This is a genomic window from Serratia sp. AXJ-M (genome assembly GCF_046531865.1).
GTDB lineage: Bacteria > Pseudomonadota > Gammaproteobacteria > Enterobacterales > Enterobacteriaceae > Serratia > Serratia liquefaciens.
The window spans coordinates 2,713,129-2,728,417 of the sequence record NZ_CP059394.1 but is presented as its reverse complement, the minus strand read 5'-3'; the positions used below and the strand labels follow the sequence as shown (position 1 = coordinate 2,728,417).

Sequence of the window (15,289 nt, the reverse complement as noted above, 5' to 3'; positions counted from 1 at the left end):
TCGCATCGATTATCCATTTCAGGATGTAATACACTGGCAATGAGAGGAAGGGATGAACAGTAGTCACCTTGCACCCGTCGCCCGCAGTGAGAAAATCTGTTTTGATTACATGGATTTTCTGTCCGCATCGTGCAAGAAGCACTGGCGCTTTGTAGATGCAATCTATGGTGTGATGCCGTTTTTTGGCATGGTATTGAAATCGCAGGCTTCCGCATCACAAACGCGGAAAGAGCAGTTGAAGGCGCTGGCGCTGCAGGTGGTTTCCACCCAGGTCAGCGACGAAACCAACATTGTGCGTCTGATCGATCTGGCGCAGCAGCAGGGGCTGGCAGTGTTCGACATTAAACTACCGTATGCGCTCGATAAGCAGCAGTTGGCAGCCATCCAACAAGAGTGCGTTGAGGGAGTGATTATCTCTCAGGTGGGTGAACGCATGAGCATCAGCCTGGGCCTGTCCCAATCTAACTGACCGGGTGTTTCCACCCGGCCGTTTTTCACTACTGCAACATAAACCAGCCGGCCGGTACCGTGGCCACCAGCAACAGAAAAATACTGCCTTTCTCCAGCTGATTCAGCAATTTGACATCACCATGTCCGCGCCTTGCATAGATAAACACCAACAGCCCGGGCGCATACAGCAGCACCGACATCAGCAGATGCATCAAGCCTGACGCATAGAGCAGCCAAATGCCATACAGGCAAGCGCCCGTCGCGGCAAACATCAGCCGCTTGTCCTGACGACGGATCGCCACCTTAAACAGGAAGGCGCCGACCAGGAAATAGGGCACCAGGATCATTTCCGAAGCGATAGTCAGCAGCGAGTTGTAGTTGCTGCCGGTCAGCCAGATCAGCACCAGAGCGAACTGTACCGCGAGGTTGGTCAGCCACAGCGAAGCCGAAGGCGCGTGGTTCTTGTTCTGCTTGCTGAATATTTTCGGAAAAGCGCCGTGTTGCGCCGCCAGCAGCGGCACTTCGGCAGCCATGATCGTCCAGCTCAGGTAAGCGCCGCAGACCGAGACGATCAGTCCGGCGGCGATAATCACATCACCCCATGGCCCAATAAGATCGACCATCAACACTGCCATTGACGGATTGCGCATCTCAGCCAATTCGCTGCGCGGTACCACGCCCAATGAGAGCAGCGTTACCAGTAGATAAACCGCCAGTGCGGAAACCACGGCCAGCATAGTGGCGCGGCCCACATCTTTTTTATGGCGTGCACGGGCCGAAACCACCACTGCGCCTTCCACGCCGATAAACACCCACAGGGTGATCAGCATGGTATTTTTAACCTGTTCCCACACCGGTTTGCCAAGCGCGACGCCGTGGAAATCCAGCGTGAATACGTCCATTTTGAAGGCAACCGCCGCCAAGACGGCAAACATCCCTAGCGGCAACAGTTTGGCCAGGGTGGCGACCAAATTAATGCTGGCCGCGGTTTGCACGCCGCGCAGTACCAGCGCATGCACAATCCACAGCAGCAGCGACTCAGCCAGCAGCGCCTGCCAGGTATTGCCGTCACCTAAAATGACCTCGCCGCCGCGATCGGTGAACAAACTTAGCGCGGCAAACACGATCACCAGGTAAGAAACATTGGCGATAACGGCGCACAGCCAATACCCCCAGGCGGAGCAGAAACCCACCAGTTCGCCGAAGCCTTCTTTCGCATAGGTGAAAATACCGCCGTCCAGATCGGGCCTCAGGCGGGTGAGCAATAGCATGGCAAAAGCCAGAAACAGGATGCCGACGCCGGTAATCGCCCAACCCAATAGCAGGGCGGCCGGACTGGCGACTTGCGCCATGTTTTGCGGCAGGCTGAAAACCCCAGCGCCCAGCATTGAGCTGAGCACCAATGCGGTTAACGCGGTAAGACCTAGTTTCTTTTCCAATGACGGATCCTGAACACAGAATAAACAACTGGGAGGGAACTGCTCGGCAGTAACAACGTAATGGTAATTACTGAACAAATAGACAATAGCCCTAAAAATTCGCGCAAATTCTACGGATGGATCTCTGCGGATGCAATGATTGAATATGCGATTTTTGCAAAAAATTATTCAACTGGCGGGCGACAGGCGGGGCAAAAAAAACGGGCAGCTCAATGGCTGCCCGATGGTAAACCGCAAAGTGAAACTTATTTGAACAGATCAGCGCTGACGGTCAGGTTGCCGCCGCTCTTGTTCTGCCACTGACGGGTTACGTGATAGTACTTGGCGCCTTTCTCAGCCGCGCGTTTCGCCACTTCGGTAGAAACGTCGGTCATGCTGTTGAAGTGGCCGGTAAAGGTCACTGAGTCAAACGGCACCATCTGCGCGGCGGTCACGTTGTTTACTTCTTGAATTTTGGTGCCGTTAGGCAACGTGACAGTATAACGCTTACCGGTTGAAGACTGGGTTTCGAAGAAACGGCCTACGTCACGGCTTGGTGAGCCTGAAGAGGCTACGCCAGGGATTTCCACATTGGCAGCAGCAGCGCCACCGGCAGCCAGAGCGGCCTTACCGGCTTCAGAGTCGGCCGGGATGGCATCCGGGTTCTGAACGGTACGTTTAGGTGCATCGGCTTTATAGATGTAGGCGGTAATGAACTGGTTGCCGCCCTGGTTGGCATCAACCTGACGTACGATAAAGAAGGAGGCTGCGCCTTTCTTTTTCGCTTCTTTGGTGATGGCATCGTTGATGTCCGGCTGGCTGCGGTAGAAACCGCTGACGCTTACGGTATCGTAAGGCTCCAGCAGGAAGGCTTGTTCTTTCGGCAGCTCGGTAACGCCGTTAATCACGCGGTATTTCGGTTCTTTACTCACTTCTGGCGCATCTTTGTGGTAAAGATCGGCGGTGACGCGCCAGTTGCCGCCGTTGTTGCTGTTGTTGCTGTCCTGGATGTAGAAGGCGTCTGCACCCAGCTTGTCTGCACGGCGGGAAATTGCATCAGCAGCTTCATTGATGGCATTAAAGCGGCCGGTAATCGTGATGCGATCAAACGGCTTCAGCGCCGCTGCTTTTTCAGGAGTTAACTCTTGCGCCGCATGAGCGGACAGCGCAGTGAGTGATAACAAGGCTGACGCGATGATCGTGTTCTTCAGCTTCATAAAAAATCCTTTCGCCTAGCGCATTAACGTTTATAACGTGCTGAACTGTTTAGGTGTAATTCAGCCGCCGATTATTACATGTAATCTCGAGCAGTGTCTCAGCATTTTATGTCATCTCATGAGACAAATTCCCGGAAGAATGATGTCCGTCATTCTGCGCAGCATCACCATAAGTTTCAATAATAAAGCCTTTGATGTCATAAGTGTTAATTATTCACAATTTTATAACTTTTATGCGTGCCAGCCGCGTCGCGCCAGATATCCGCGCACCGGGTGCTATCGCAATCTGGCCGCTAAAGCGCCATTCCAACGGGCTTTTTAACTTTAAATTGCGATTTGTCATGTCGTTAGCTGGGTTTTTATGTAAAAACAGACCTGAATGCGTAAGCAATTATGGATCATCGATCATATTTTCAGTAGGTTATAGATGGTGCCTTAATTCGATGCCGACAAGCGTAAGCAAAGGCCTGTCAGCCGGCGCCATCGCTATGGGCAGGACGATAATAAACATCATCAAAGACAGGTGAGAAGGGAACATTATGCGTATTGGTGTACCAAGAGAACGGTTGGCCAATGAAGCCCGGGTCGCAGCAACGCCGAAAACGGTGGAACAACTGCTGAAGCTGGGCTTTACCGTCGCGATTGAAAGCGGGGCGGGTAAACTGGCAAGTTTTGACGATGGCGCGTATCAAGCCGCTGGGGCTGAGATCGCCGACACTGCCGATGTCTGGCAGTCGGATCTGATTTTGAAAGTTAACGCGCCGCTTGAGGACGAGATCGCGTTAATGCGTGAGGGCAGCACCCTGGTCAGCTTTATCTGGCCGGCGCAAAACCCTGAACTGATTGCGAAGCTGGCCGAACGCAACGTCACCGCGATGGCGATGGATTCGGTGCCGCGCATCTCACGCGCACAGTCTATGGACGCGCTGAGTTCTATGGCGAATATCGCCGGCTACCGGGCAATTGTTGAAGCCGCGCATGAGTTTGGCCGTTTCTTTACCGGTCAGATCACCGCTGCGGGCAAGGTTCCACCGGCCAAGGTGATGATCATCGGTGCCGGCGTCGCCGGGTTGGCGGCCATCGGTGCTGCCGGCAGCCTGGGAGCCATTGTTCGCGCCTTCGACACTCGCCCTGAAGTCAAAGAGCAGGTGCAGAGCATGGGCGCGGAATTCCTCGAGTTGGATTTCGAGGAAGAAGCGGGCAGCGGCGACGGCTACGCCAAAGTGATGTCCGAAGCCTTTATCAAAGCAGAGATGGCGCTGTTCGCTGCTCAGGCGGCGGAGGTTGACATTATCGTCACCACGGCGCTGATCCCGGGCAAACCGGCACCGAAGCTGATTACCAAAGAAATGGTGGCTTCGATGAAACCGGGCAGCGTGATCGTCGATCTGGCCGCACAAAACGGGGGTAACTGCGAGCTGACCGTGGCCGACCGTGTGACCGTTACCGATAACGGCGTGAAAATCATTGGCTATACCGATCTGCCAAGCCGTTTGCCGACTCAATCCTCGCAGCTTTACGGTACCAACCTGGTTAACCTGCTGAAGCTGCTGTCGAAAGAGAAAAATGGCGAAATTGACGTCGACTTCGAAGACACCGTGATCCGCGGCGTGACCGTGGTGCGCAGTGGCGAAGTCACCTGGCCGGCACCGCCAATCCAGGTTTCTGCCCAGCCGAAACAGGCGCAGGCGGCGGCCCCGGTCGCCAAGCCGGAGGCAAAACCGGTATCACCTTGGCTGAAATATGGCCTGATGGCGTTGGCGATTATTCTGTTTGGCTGGTTGGCCGACGCCGCGCCGAAAGAGTTCCTGTCTCACTTTACCGTGTTTGCGCTGGCCTGCGTGGTGGGTTACTACGTGGTGTGGAACGTCAGCCATGCATTGCATACCCCGTTGATGTCGGTCACCAATGCGATCTCAGGGATTATCGTGGTCGGTGCGTTATTGCAGATTGGCCACGGCGGTTGGGTGAGTTTCCTCTCCTTCATCGCCGTGCTGATCGCCAGCATCAACATTTTTGGTGGATTCACCGTCACTCAGCGCATGCTGAAGATGTTCCGCAAGAACTAAGGGGTAGCACATGTCTGGAGGATTAGTTACAGCTGCATACATTGTTGCCGCTATTTTGTTTATCTGCAGCCTGGCGGGTTTATCGCGCCATGAAACGTCCAAGCGGGGCAATCTGTTTGGTATCGCAGGGATGGCGATTGCGCTGATCGCCACCATTCTCGGGCCGGATTCCGGCAACGTGGGCTGGATCATCATCGCGATGATTATCGGCGGTTCTATTGGGGTCTATCTGGCGAAGAAGGTCGAAATGACCGAAATGCCAGAGCTGGTGGCGGTACTGCACAGCTTTGTCGGCCTGGCGGCGGTACTGGTGGGCTTAAACAGCTATCTGGATCACGGTGCGCCGATGGAGCCGGTGATGGAAAACATCCATCTGACCGAAGTGTTCCTCGGTATCTTTATCGGTGCGGTGACCTTCACAGGTTCGATTGTCGCCTTTGGTAAACTGCGCGGTATCATCTCGTCCAAACCTTTGGCGCTACCAAATCGCCACAAAATGAATTTGGCGGCCCTGGTCGTCTCCTTCCTGCTGCTGGTGGTGTTTGTTCGTGCCGACAGCGTGGGCTGGCAGGCAGTGGCATTGGTGCTGATGACCGCTATCGCGTTGGCGTTTGGCTGGCATCTGGTGGCTTCCATCGGCGGGGCAGATATGCCGGTGGTGGTGTCGATGCTCAACTCCTATTCGGGCTGGGCAGCGGCAGCGGCGGGCTTCATGCTGAGCAACGATCTGCTGATCGTGACCGGGGCACTGGTAGGCTCTTCGGGTGCCATCCTGTCTTACATTATGTGTAAGGCGATGAACCGGTCGTTTATCAGCGTAATCGCCGGCGGCTTCGGTACCGACGGTTCTTCGACCGGTAATGCGGAAGAAATGGGTGAGTATCGCGAAACGACCGCGGAAGAAGTTGCCGAGCAGTTGAAGAACTCCACTTCGGTGATCATCACCCCAGGCTATGGCATGGCGGTCGCTCAGGCGCAGTATCCGGTGGCGGAAATCACCGAGAAACTGCGCGCGCGTGGCATCAAAGTACGTTTCGGTATTCACCCGGTTGCCGGGCGTTTGCCTGGCCACATGAACGTACTGCTGGCTGAAGCCAAGGTGCCTTACGACGTGGTGTTGGAAATGGATGAAATCAACGAAGATTTCCCTGATACCGACACCGTGTTGGTGATTGGCGCTAACGATACGGTGAACCCGGCCGCGCTGGAAGATCCGCGTAGCCCGATCGCCGGCATGCCGGTACTGGAAGTGTGGAAGGCGCAGAATGTGATTGCCTTCAAGCGTTCGATGAACACCGGTTACGCCGGCGTCCAGAACCCGCTGTTCTTCAAGGAGAACACCCAGATGCTGTTTGGTGACGCCAAAGAGAGTGTGGAAGCGATTCTGCGTGCGCTACAGGCGTAACGCGCAGGCAAATAAAAACGGGCCCTTGGGCCCGTTTTTTTATGCGTCAAACATCAGTCTTCGTCGTCGTGCTCATCATCTTCGTCAACTTCGATCGGACAGTTGAAGTTTTCTGGCTTGATCACCAGCAGGTCACATTTCAGATGGTCGATCACATGTTCGGCGGTATTGCCGATAAACGCCGCCGAGATGCCGGTACGGCCCAAGGTACCCAATACCACGACGCCCGCCTGCAGGTGCTCAGCCAGGTCGGGGATTACCTCTTCCGGCAGGCCTTTTTCAACGTGGGTGAATTCTTCGTTAATGCCGAATTTCTGTCTTAACGCCTTCATGGCAATCAGATGCTGTCCGCGGATGGCATCGTTGTATACGCTGGGGTCAAAATCAGGCAGTTCAATGGCGATATTGATGGGGGTGACCGGGTAAGCGCCGACCAGATGCACTTCCGTTTGGTTGACGTTATGCGCCAACTCAACGGTCTCCTGCACCAGTTTGATGTTCAAGGGATCGTGATAGGGTTCTTCACTGGCCAGGTTAACCGCAACCACCGCTTTACTGCCTTCAGGCCAGGGCTGATCTTTGACCATCCACACCGGGCACGGGCATTTGCGTAACAGATGCCAATCGGTTGGGGTGAAAATGACGGATTCAAGACGATCGTGTTGGTGCGCCATTTTTAGCAGCAGATCGTGCTTACCGGCGATCACTTCCTGAATAATCGCCTCATAAGGGCGGTTATGCCAGACCACTTTGATTTCAATGGGCACGCCTTCGTCGAGATAAAAACGACATTGCTCGGTGATCCAAGCGGCGCGTTGACTGATAACGCCTTGCCGCATTGCCGTTCTTTCGTCCGGCGAGAGCAGGGTCGTCATCTCGTAAGAGAAGTCATAAATAGGCAGGAAGGCCTTAATGCGCCCGCCATTGCGTTTTATCAGGTATACCGCCCGGCGCAGCGCCGGCTGGTCGTCCTGATTGGGGTCAATAGCCACCAGAAGATTCTGATACTTCGCCATAGGGCCTCCTTACAGCTGAAAATCAACAGTCTGTCAATTTACAGAGTAACCCAACATTGAAAAACAGAACAGCGGCAGAGGTGTGCTGGGTCAATAATTCTGTCGAATGATTAACCCAGCATAGGGATCAGGCGTTTACGGTGACGTTAATGCGTGGCGTGCCGGCCAGCACAGACAGGGCATCGACGTTTTCGATGGTGATGTATTTGCCTTTAACGCTGAGAATTTCGCTTTTCTGGAAGCGGCCCAGCAGGCGACTGATGGTTTCAACCGTCAGGCCGAGGTAGTTGCCGATATCGCCGCGGGTCATGGTCAGGCGGAACTCGCGCGGTGAGAAACCCCGCTCCGCAAAGCGGCGCGAGAGGTTGTAGACGAATGCCGCCAGACGCTCTTCGGCATTTTTCTTCGACAACAGCAGGATCATGTCCTGGTCACCTTTAATCTCGCCGCTCATCAGACGCATGATCTGTTGGCGCAGATTAGGCATTTTACCGGACAGGTCATCCAGCGTTTCGAATGGGATTTCGCATACCATCGAGGTTTCCAACGCCTGAGCGAAGCTTGGGTGCTTCAGACCGCCGATAGCATCAAAACCGACCAGATCGCCCGCCAGATGGAAGCCGGTGATTTGCTCGTCACCCTGTTCGGTAATGGTGTAACTCTTGATGGTCCCGGAGCGGATAGCGTACAGCGATTTCAGTTCATCGCCGGCCTTGAACAGGGTCTGGCCCTTCTGGATAGGCTTTTTCCTTTCGATAATGTTGTCGAGCTGGTCCAACTCGTGCGCATTAAGAGTAAAAGGAATACACAGCTGGCTGATACTGCAATCCTGACAATGGATCGCACAACCACCAGACTGGATACGACGAATCACGCGTTTTTCCGGGATCATAGATTACGCTCATTCAATAATTGATATGCGTCAATTTTAACATCTTTTCCGGCAGGTGATAAGGGTAGCATTAATAAGAACGGGGGCATTCTGTGCGAATATTAAGCAGGCTTGCAGCCGATTGTTCTGTAGCTGGCTGAAATATTTCGATTTATTTGCTAGTTACGCCAAGGGACGGTCGACGCGCTTGGTTCTCCGTATCCGCAAGAAATGCGGGGTAGCGCAGCGTATTTTTCAGTAAGCAGCATTTAACCCTGCCTTTTGAGCGCCTTTTTGCGGTTCCAGACCAATATTTGTACACATTTGTTGGCGAAAACCGATCGCATTCATCCCAATCTTTGCCGCAGAGAACTCCCAGACGAGCGTTATCTTGTTATTGGGTGAGGTGACCATTGGTTGAGGAGTCAATGATGAAAAAGGTCATGTTGTTAATGCTGGCAACAGGGGCATTGATGGCGGCAAGCACGGCCTCGTTTGCACACGGCTACTATGGCCATGGCTATTACGGCCATGGCTATTATGGGCACGGTTATTATGGGCACGGTTATTATGGCCCGCGGGTAGTAATAGGTATCCCCTGGGGGCCACCGCCGGTCTATTATGCTCCGCCACCGGTGGTCTACGTGGCACCGCCACAGAATTACATAGAAAGGGCCCCAGCCTACGCATATTACTGCCGACGTCCGGCAGGTTACTACCCGCAGGTGGCGCGTTGTCCTGACGGCTGGATGAAAGTGGTGCCAGACAGCTCGGCGTCCCGGTAAATCTGAGGCGGATCGGTGATGAAATTACTCCCTGTTTTTACTTTACTGGCTTTGGTATCAGGGCTGTGCGGTTGCGTGACGCCGCCTGCTGGACCGGAAGTGATGAGCTTGCCGGGTACCGGCAAGAGCTATGAACAATTCAACCGTGATGAGGCGTTGTGCCGCGGCTATGCACAGAACAGCGTAGGAAACGGTGCTCAGACGGCGAATGACAACGCGGCTGGCACCGCCGCCGCCGGCACGGTGGTTGGCGCGGCAGCAGGGGCGTTGATCGGCGCGGTATCCGGAGATGCTGGACCTGGTGCGCTTATTGGTGCCGGCGGCGGATTGCTGGTGGGCAGTTCAATGGCCGGAAGTTCGGCCTCGGGCAGTAGCGCCGATTTGCAGGATCGCTACGACAGGGTTTACAGCCAGTGTATGTATGCCAAAGGCAATAAGGTACCAGTGGGTTACGGTTACACCTCTGAGGATGTACAGCCTGCATCAACTATACCGCCGGACTACGTTCCCTCTTCGTCGGACAGCGGGGTCCCGCCGGATTATGCTCCTCATTAATAAACCACTGGAATAGCCCATAGTGAGCTGCGCTATTCCGGTGGGTTGAATTAAAGCAGATCGTTTTGCAGGTAGCCTTCGTGTTTCAACAGCCACTGTTTACGCTGAACGCCACCGGCATAGCCGGTCAATGCGCCCTGTGAGCCAATCACCCGATGGCAGGGCACTACGATGCTGATGGGGTTGGAGCCGTTGGCCATCCCCACCGCACGGGACGCCGTTGGGCGCCCAATACGCTTAGCCAGTTCACCGTAGGTGATGATCTCGCCGCACGGGATCTGGCGCAGTTGCTGCCAGACACTGCGCTGGAACTCAGTGCCGGCCGTCATGACCGGCAGATCGTTGATCACATCCAGTTCACCGGAAAAATAGCGCTGCATGGCATCGGTCAGACCACCGGGGTTAGCCTTGTCCACCAGTTGAAAACGATCGGCTCGGTAATGGGTATTCAGCAGCTTCATCAGGCGGGTTTCGTGTTCCGTCCAGTCGATAGCGCGCAAGCGGTCCTGCTCATCGGCAATCAACACCAGCTCACCCACCGGCGTCGCCATACGATCAATAAAAAAAGTCTGCATTTTGATCACTCCTCTCGTTTGATGGGCAGATTATTGCACGAAACCAGGCGGGACGATGGCGGATTCCGGACATGAAGATGGGCAACCTCAGGTTGCCCATACTGACGACTGAAAAATGAGTGGGGTACAAAGGGGCTTATTTATAAAATAAATTTATAATATATCAATAATGTTTATCACACCAAGCAGGGTTAACAATAAAATGCCCCCATTACTTATAGCTGATGGTGATGTTCTTCAACCGGTCGTTATTATTAATTATCTCGGTGGTCACGTTGGAAACTAATTCTGGTGGCATATTGTTCAATGAGCTAGTGATAGGGCGTTGACCCTGAGCCGATACCAAACCTGCACAGCGAGAAATGGTTTCTTCATTTCTATGTTGGATAGTACAGGCCGGTGAGGTGATCTCGCCGATAAAGCGTATAGTACCGGAAGCCACGTGGTGACTGGTTCGTTGAGCAGCCTGCAGGGTTGCGGGTAGCAGGGCCAATAGCATCAATGCCATGAGTGAATGGTTCATTATTAATTCCTTTTTAAAAATGAAACAGGAAAATAAAACAGTCCAATTAAACAAAAATCAATCAGGCAAGTTGATGATCGCCAAAAATCGAATTAGTCGCGCCCTCCTTGTAGAATTGTTTATATACTATTCTTAATATTTAGTCTTGATGGATTTGATAATAGGGAGGGGGGGCTGGCAAAACCATGATTTAGATCATAGTGAAGTCTGCTTAATGAATGACGAGGGAGTATGGCGGTTTTACTGTGAAGCGTATCACGTTAAAAAATGCGGAGTGGCCGCAGTTGAAACTGAAACTACGGCCAAGCGTGGTGATTTATGCTGAGTTACAGCATGCCGCTGCTGCCGCAGATACGGATTTTCTCTGCCACCACTTCTTTCATCGCCAGCTTGCCGGGCACGATGTATTTACGCGGATCGTTGGCATCGGGATGTTGTGAAAAATAGCTTTTTACCGCGTCGGCAAAAGCGATTTTTAGCTCAGTGGCGACGTTGACCTTGCACACCCCTAGAGAAATGGCGCGTTTCACCATGGCTTCTGGAATACCGGATGCGCCGTGCAGTACCAGTGGAATGTCGACCTGCTCACGGATTAGCGCCAGGCGGTCGAAGTCCAGCTTGGGTTCGCCGTGGTACAGCCCGTGAGCCGATCCGATGGCTACCGCCAGCGAATCGATGCCGGTAGCGGTGACAAACTCGCGCGCGGCGGCCGGATCGGTGAAGAAGCTGTCGGTGGAGTCGACAATCAGGTCATCCTCCTGGCCCCCGAGGCGGCCCAATTCTGCCTCAACGCTGGCGCCGTAGCGATGGCACAATGCGACGGCCTCAGCCACTTTGGCGATGTTCTGTTCGAACGGCAGATGTGAGCCGTCGATCATCACCGAACGAATGCCGCTTTTGACCTTGTATTCGATATCGTCCATCTCTTCGTGATGGTCCAGATGCAGCGCTAACGGCAAATCGTAACGGCGTGCGGCCGCCTGGCAGATACCGATCAAATAGTCGGTGCCGGCATAGCTGAATGTGCCAGGCGTGCCGGCCATGATCACCGGCGAGCGCAATTCGGCGGCGGTCTCCGCCACCACCTGCACGGTTTCCAGATTATGGACGTTGAACGCCGGTACGGCATAACCCTGGCGTTGTGCTTTTTGCAGCATTTCCCGGTTGGATATCAGGTACATAGAGATTCCTTACGCCACAGAAGACGGATAACGGTAAATGGTGACGCCTTTAACCACCCGGTTAACTTCACCGGTCGGGCATGGGTTGTCCGGCGTCATGCCAAGCGCCAGCGAGCTTTCAAAGGCCAGCATTTGGGTGAATAACAGGTAAGGGAACAGCAGCCAGACGTCGTCTTCGGCGTGGTGCAGGTTCAGCATCATGTCCGATACCGGCTGCGCACTGCCGGTCAAGCCGACCATCTGCATCGCCAGACCATCGCGATGCAGTTCGTTCCACAAATCGCGATCGTATTGGCGGGCATAGTCACCGCTGGAGAACATCAGCAGCACCAGCGTTTGGTCATCGACCATAAATTTGGGCCCATGGCGCAGGCCAAGCGGTGAGTCGTAGCGGGTGACAATCTGCCCGGCGGTCAGTTCCAGCATTTTCAACGAAGCCTCTTCCGCCAGCCCGGTGAAACAACTGCCGCCCAGCGTGATGTAGCGTCGAAAACCGCTGGCCGCGAACGCTTTTACCTGTGGTTGCAGCGTTTCACGCAGTTCGCGGCAGCGCGCCACCATGGTCGCGAGTGGGCGTTGGGCCTCGGAAAGGGAGTGCGGCCCGAGCAACAGCGCGGCGGACAGCATCATGCAGCTGAAACTGGAAGTCATGGCGAAGCTTTGATCGTTGGAGCCTTGCGGCATCACTAACGAACAGACGTTCTCGCGCTGATGGGCATAGTGCGCCAATTGGCTGTCCGGGTTACAAACCAGCATAAGGTGATAACTTTCCGGCAGCAGTTGGTCGGCCAGTTCGACTGTCGCGACACTTTCCGGGCTGTTGCCGGAACGGGCAAAAGAAACCAGCAGCGTTGGGCGCGTCAGATCCAGATATTGGTGTGGGTTGGCGACGATATCGGTGGTGCCATAGGCCACCACGTCACGACCGGTTTTTTCACGCAGCCAGGGGGCTAACGCGCGGCCGGCGAAGGCCGAGCTGCCCGCACCGCACAGCACAATCTGCAGGCGAGGATTGGCCAACAGCGGTGCCAGGAAAGGTTGCCACAAGGCTTGTTGCTCCTGCAGCTGTCGGTGCAGGGCGTCCCATAAATCAGGCTGTTGCCAGATCTCACGTGCGGTATGCAGCGCATGCCGTTGTTCCAGCCAGCCCGCATCGTAAGCAAAATAACCGTTCATGTTGAAAACTCCTTGAAAGCCTCGGTTAACGGTCGGCGATAATCACGTCGACACCTAAATGGTTCAGCGCATGCAGGTAGTTTTCCGGGATGCGGCTGTCGGTGACCAAACGCTGGATTTGGCCAATTTCACGGATCATGCAAAAGCTGGTGCGACCGAATTTGCTGGCGTCTGCAACGGCGATCACTTCGCGCGCTACGTCGCACATCGCGCGGTTGAGCTGCGCTTCACCAGGATCTGGCGTGGTGATGCCGCTGAGCAGGTCAAAACCGTCGACGCCGAGAAACAGCTTGTCGAAACGAAATTGCCGCATATGCTGCTCCGCCGCCGGGCCATACAGTGACCAGGATTTGCGCCGTACGCTGCCGCCCACCACCATCAGATCAACCTGTTCGTTGTTGGCCAGTTCGAACGCGATGTTCAGCGCATTGGTCATCACCACCAGGTCTTTCTTGCCGACCAGTTGCTGCGCCATCTGGCTGGTGGTGGAGCCGGAGTCGAGGATGATGGCATCGCCGTCGTTAACCAATTCCGCCGCGGCGCAGGCAATGGCGTATTTCACGTCGCGATTGATGCGGCCCTTGTCTTGCAGCGGGCGGTCGAAGGCAAACTGTTTATTGAGCATTGCGCCGCCGTAAGCGCGCACCGCACAGCCGCTTTTTTCCAGCTGGCGCAAATCGCTGCGGATGGTGACGCTGGAAACAGAAAACTGGGCGCTGAGTTGCTCGACGCGCACCGAGCCTTCGCGACAAAGCTGGTCGATAATTAATTCCCGTCGTTTTACGGTATTTATCATTAACGCGTGACTCCCGATTTAGCTGTAGTCATACCCTGCCGCGGCGCAATGCGTCGCAGCTAATCTGACAGGAGTGCTTTCAGTTGTTCGTGGCAAATTACAGCAAACGAAACAATGAAATGCAACCGATAAATTTATAAAAATCTATATGTATCAACTGGTTATATTTGTTTTTGCTTTCGATTGGTGATCAACCGAAAGCGGCCGAAAAATAAAGTGAAAAGCGGTAATTCGTTATTTATCAGGCGGCAACTCACCGCCTGAGGTAATTTGTCGAAAGCAGGATGAAAGCCACGACATTCATTTATTCCCGTCTGGCGTTTCACTGTTTTTTTATTGCCAGCTTTGGCGTAATAATGCGGCCCCTCGTACGCCGCTGCTGTCACCGTGCACTGGCGGATAGACTGCCGCCGGTTCGGTACCCGGCAACAGCCAGGCGCTCATGGCCGGCGGTAGCAGGGCGTACAGCTCCCCGACGTTCGACAGTCCGCCGCCGAGCACGAAGGCGTCAACGTCCAGCAGCAATTGCAGCCCTGCCAGGGCGCTGGCCAGAATATCGACGTACATCGCTATCAGCCGCTGTGCCAGCGGATCTCCGTGCCGGTAATGGGCGATCAGCGCCGGTACGCTGTCGGCGCGATGGCCGAAATGACGGCTTAGCGCCAGCAGACCGCTGCCGGAAACGTAGCGTTCAAAACAACCGGTCAGGCCGCAATTGCAGGTAAACAACGGTAAATCGTAACGCTGCGCCAACTGAGCAGAGATCGGCGTATGGCCCCATTCACCGGCCAGCCCGTTTCGGCCCTTGTGCAATTGCTTGTTCATCACCAGCCCGCCGCCGGCACCGGTGCCGATAATGGCGCCGAAGACCAGCGCCAGATGCTCGGTTTGCGGCGTGCTGGCCTCGGAAAGGGCGAAGCAGCGACAGTCGTTTTCAATTTCAACCGGCCGCGCCAGTTCATGGGCCAAATCGTCCGCCAGGCAGTGCCCGGTGAGGCAGGGGACGTTAACCGCCAACTGCTTACGGCTGCGGGGATCGGTCACGCCCGGCAAGCCGATGCCGATGCTGCCCTGGGTGTGCAGCTCGCGATCGGCATGGTCGACCAATTGCTGGATACAGGACAAAAATGCGCGGTAATCGCCGGTAGGCGTGCTCACCCGTTGGCACAGCACCTGCCGCAATTGGCGATCGTAGGCCGCCATTTCAATCTTGGTGCCGCCGATGTCGAAACCGTAACGCATCTGTGATATT

At 54.8% G+C, this 15,289-nt stretch carries 15 protein-coding genes; 5 read left to right on the top strand and 10 right to left on the bottom strand.

What is annotated here, in order from left to right; genetic code table 11:
• Nucleotides 1-52 precede the first annotated feature (52 nt).
• Nucleotides 53-469 (top strand): hypothetical protein, encoded by a 417-nt coding sequence (locus H0S68_RS12760; RefSeq protein ID WP_020827058.1) that lies wholly within the window; start codon nucleotides 53-55, stop codon nucleotides 467-469.
• A gap of 28 nt (nucleotides 470-497) precedes the next feature.
• On the opposite strand, the gene H0S68_RS12755 is transcribed toward H0S68_RS12760, so the two are convergent.
• Complete coding sequence (locus H0S68_RS12755; protein WP_128865203.1) at nucleotides 498-1,889, bottom strand: amino acid permease; 1,392 nt, start codon at nucleotides 1,887-1,889, stop codon at nucleotides 498-500.
• 245 nt (nucleotides 1,890-2,134) lie between these two features.
• Entirely contained in the window at nucleotides 2,135-3,085 is a 951-nt protein-coding gene (ydgH, locus tag H0S68_RS12750) for a DUF1471 family protein YdgH (protein ID WP_048758739.1), read from the bottom strand.
• Between the two features lie 539 nt (nucleotides 3,086-3,624).
• Here ydgH and pntA point away from each other — a divergent pair.
• Nucleotides 3,625-5,154, top strand: coding sequence for a Re/Si-specific NAD(P)(+) transhydrogenase subunit alpha (pntA, locus tag H0S68_RS12745; protein ID WP_044551475.1), 1,530 nt, complete (start codon nucleotides 3,625-3,627; stop codon nucleotides 5,152-5,154).
• 10 nt (nucleotides 5,155-5,164) lie between these two features.
• Nucleotides 5,165-6,559 carry a Re/Si-specific NAD(P)(+) transhydrogenase subunit beta gene (pntB, locus tag H0S68_RS12740; RefSeq protein WP_041414583.1) on the top strand — a complete coding sequence of 465 codons (1,395 nt, stop codon included), beginning with the start codon at nucleotides 5,165-5,167 and terminating at the stop codon, nucleotides 6,557-6,559.
• A 53-nt stretch (nucleotides 6,560-6,612) separates the two neighbouring features.
• Here the strand turns inward: pntB and uspE are convergent, their stop codons facing one another.
• Together uspE and H0S68_RS12730 are read right to left on the bottom strand one after the other, a co-directional pair.
• Nucleotides 6,613-7,575 (bottom strand): universal stress protein UspE, encoded by a 963-nt coding sequence (uspE, locus tag H0S68_RS12735; protein ID WP_020827051.1) that lies wholly within the window; start codon nucleotides 7,573-7,575, stop codon nucleotides 6,613-6,615.
• A gap of 127 nt (nucleotides 7,576-7,702) precedes the next feature.
• Nucleotides 7,703-8,467 carry an FNR family transcription factor gene (locus H0S68_RS12730; protein WP_012145310.1) on the bottom strand — a complete coding sequence of 255 codons (765 nt, stop codon included), beginning with the start codon at nucleotides 8,465-8,467 and terminating at the stop codon, nucleotides 7,703-7,705.
• A gap of 407 nt (nucleotides 8,468-8,874) precedes the next feature.
• Here H0S68_RS12730 and H0S68_RS12725 point away from each other — a divergent pair, with 407 nt between their 5' ends.
• Both H0S68_RS12725 and H0S68_RS12720 read left to right on the top strand, forming a co-directional pair.
• A complete protein-coding gene (locus H0S68_RS12725; RefSeq protein WP_410528747.1) occupies nucleotides 8,875-9,231 on the top strand; it encodes a hypothetical protein in 357 nt (118 codons plus the stop codon).
• 18 nt (nucleotides 9,232-9,249) lie between these two features.
• Entirely contained in the window at nucleotides 9,250-9,786 is a 537-nt protein-coding gene (locus tag H0S68_RS12720; protein ID WP_410528746.1) for a glycine zipper family protein, read from the top strand.
• Between the two features lie 50 nt (nucleotides 9,787-9,836).
• Here the strand turns inward: H0S68_RS12720 and ogt are convergent, their stop codons facing one another.
• The 6 genes from ogt to H0S68_RS12690 all read right to left on the bottom strand — a co-directional run bounded on the left by ogt (nucleotide 9,837) and on the right by H0S68_RS12690 (nucleotide 15,279).
• Nucleotides 9,837-10,361 carry a methylated-DNA--[protein]-cysteine S-methyltransferase gene (ogt, locus tag H0S68_RS12715; protein WP_046373441.1) on the bottom strand — a complete coding sequence of 175 codons (525 nt, stop codon included), beginning with the start codon at nucleotides 10,359-10,361 and terminating at the stop codon, nucleotides 9,837-9,839.
• A gap of 211 nt (nucleotides 10,362-10,572) precedes the next feature.
• Nucleotides 10,573-10,884 (bottom strand): hypothetical protein, encoded by a 312-nt coding sequence (locus H0S68_RS12710; RefSeq protein ID WP_410528745.1) that lies wholly within the window; start codon nucleotides 10,882-10,884, stop codon nucleotides 10,573-10,575.
• Between the two features lie 326 nt (nucleotides 10,885-11,210).
• Nucleotides 11,211-12,065 carry a tagatose bisphosphate family class II aldolase gene (locus tag H0S68_RS12705; protein WP_020827048.1) on the bottom strand — a complete coding sequence of 285 codons (855 nt, stop codon included), beginning with the start codon at nucleotides 12,063-12,065 and terminating at the stop codon, nucleotides 11,211-11,213.
• A gap of 9 nt (nucleotides 12,066-12,074) precedes the next feature.
• A complete protein-coding gene (locus tag H0S68_RS12700) occupies nucleotides 12,075-13,241 on the bottom strand; it encodes an SIS domain-containing protein (RefSeq protein WP_020827047.1) in 1,167 nt (388 codons plus the stop codon).
• 25 nt (nucleotides 13,242-13,266) lie between these two features.
• Entirely contained in the window at nucleotides 13,267-14,037 is a 771-nt protein-coding gene (gene agaR, locus H0S68_RS12695; protein WP_046373443.1) for a transcriptional repressor AgaR, read from the bottom strand.
• A gap of 333 nt (nucleotides 14,038-14,370) precedes the next feature.
• Nucleotides 14,371-15,279: an ROK family protein gene (locus H0S68_RS12690; RefSeq protein WP_044551454.1), complete on the bottom strand. Its 909-nt coding sequence runs from the start codon at nucleotides 15,277-15,279 to the stop codon at nucleotides 14,371-14,373.
• Between the last annotated feature and the right edge of the window lie 10 nt (nucleotides 15,280-15,289).

What these genes read in the sequence shown, in the direction of transcription:
- pntB (WP_041414583.1), top strand. Translation starts at nt 5,165, where the DNA reads ATGTCTGGAGGATTAGTTACAGCTGCATACATTGTTGCCGCTATTTTG.
- H0S68_RS12730 (WP_012145310.1), bottom strand. Translation starts at nt 8,467, where the DNA reads ATGATCCCGGAAAAACGCGTGATTCGTCGTATCCAGTCTGGTGGTTGT.
- uspE (WP_020827051.1), bottom strand. Translation starts at nt 7,575, where the DNA reads ATGGCGAAGTATCAGAATCTTCTGGTGGCTATTGACCCCAATCAGGAC.
- ydgH (WP_048758739.1), bottom strand. Translation starts at nt 3,085, where the DNA reads ATGAAGCTGAAGAACACGATCATCGCGTCAGCCTTGTTATCACTCACT.
- H0S68_RS12690 (WP_044551454.1), bottom strand. Translation starts at nt 15,279, where the DNA reads ATGCGTTACGGTTTCGACATCGGCGGCACCAAGATTGAAATGGCGGCC.
- H0S68_RS12725 (WP_410528747.1), top strand. Translation starts at nt 8,875, where the DNA reads ATGATGAAAAAGGTCATGTTGTTAATGCTGGCAACAGGGGCATTGATG.
- H0S68_RS12705 (WP_020827048.1), bottom strand. Translation starts at nt 12,065, where the DNA reads ATGTACCTGATATCCAACCGGGAAATGCTGCAAAAAGCACAACGCCAG.
- H0S68_RS12760 (WP_020827058.1), top strand. Translation starts at nt 53, where the DNA reads ATGAACAGTAGTCACCTTGCACCCGTCGCCCGCAGTGAGAAAATCTGT.
- pntA (WP_044551475.1), top strand. Translation starts at nt 3,625, where the DNA reads ATGCGTATTGGTGTACCAAGAGAACGGTTGGCCAATGAAGCCCGGGTC.
- H0S68_RS12700 (WP_020827047.1), bottom strand. Translation starts at nt 13,241, where the DNA reads ATGAACGGTTATTTTGCTTACGATGCGGGCTGGCTGGAACAACGGCAT.
- agaR (WP_046373443.1), bottom strand. Translation starts at nt 14,037, where the DNA reads ATGATAAATACCGTAAAACGACGGGAATTAATTATCGACCAGCTTTGT.
- H0S68_RS12710 (WP_410528745.1), bottom strand. Translation starts at nt 10,884, where the DNA reads ATGAACCATTCACTCATGGCATTGATGCTATTGGCCCTGCTACCCGCA.
- ogt (WP_046373441.1), bottom strand. Translation starts at nt 10,361, where the DNA reads ATGCAGACTTTTTTTATTGATCGTATGGCGACGCCGGTGGGTGAGCTG.
- H0S68_RS12720 (WP_410528746.1), top strand. Translation starts at nt 9,250, where the DNA reads ATGAAATTACTCCCTGTTTTTACTTTACTGGCTTTGGTATCAGGGCTG.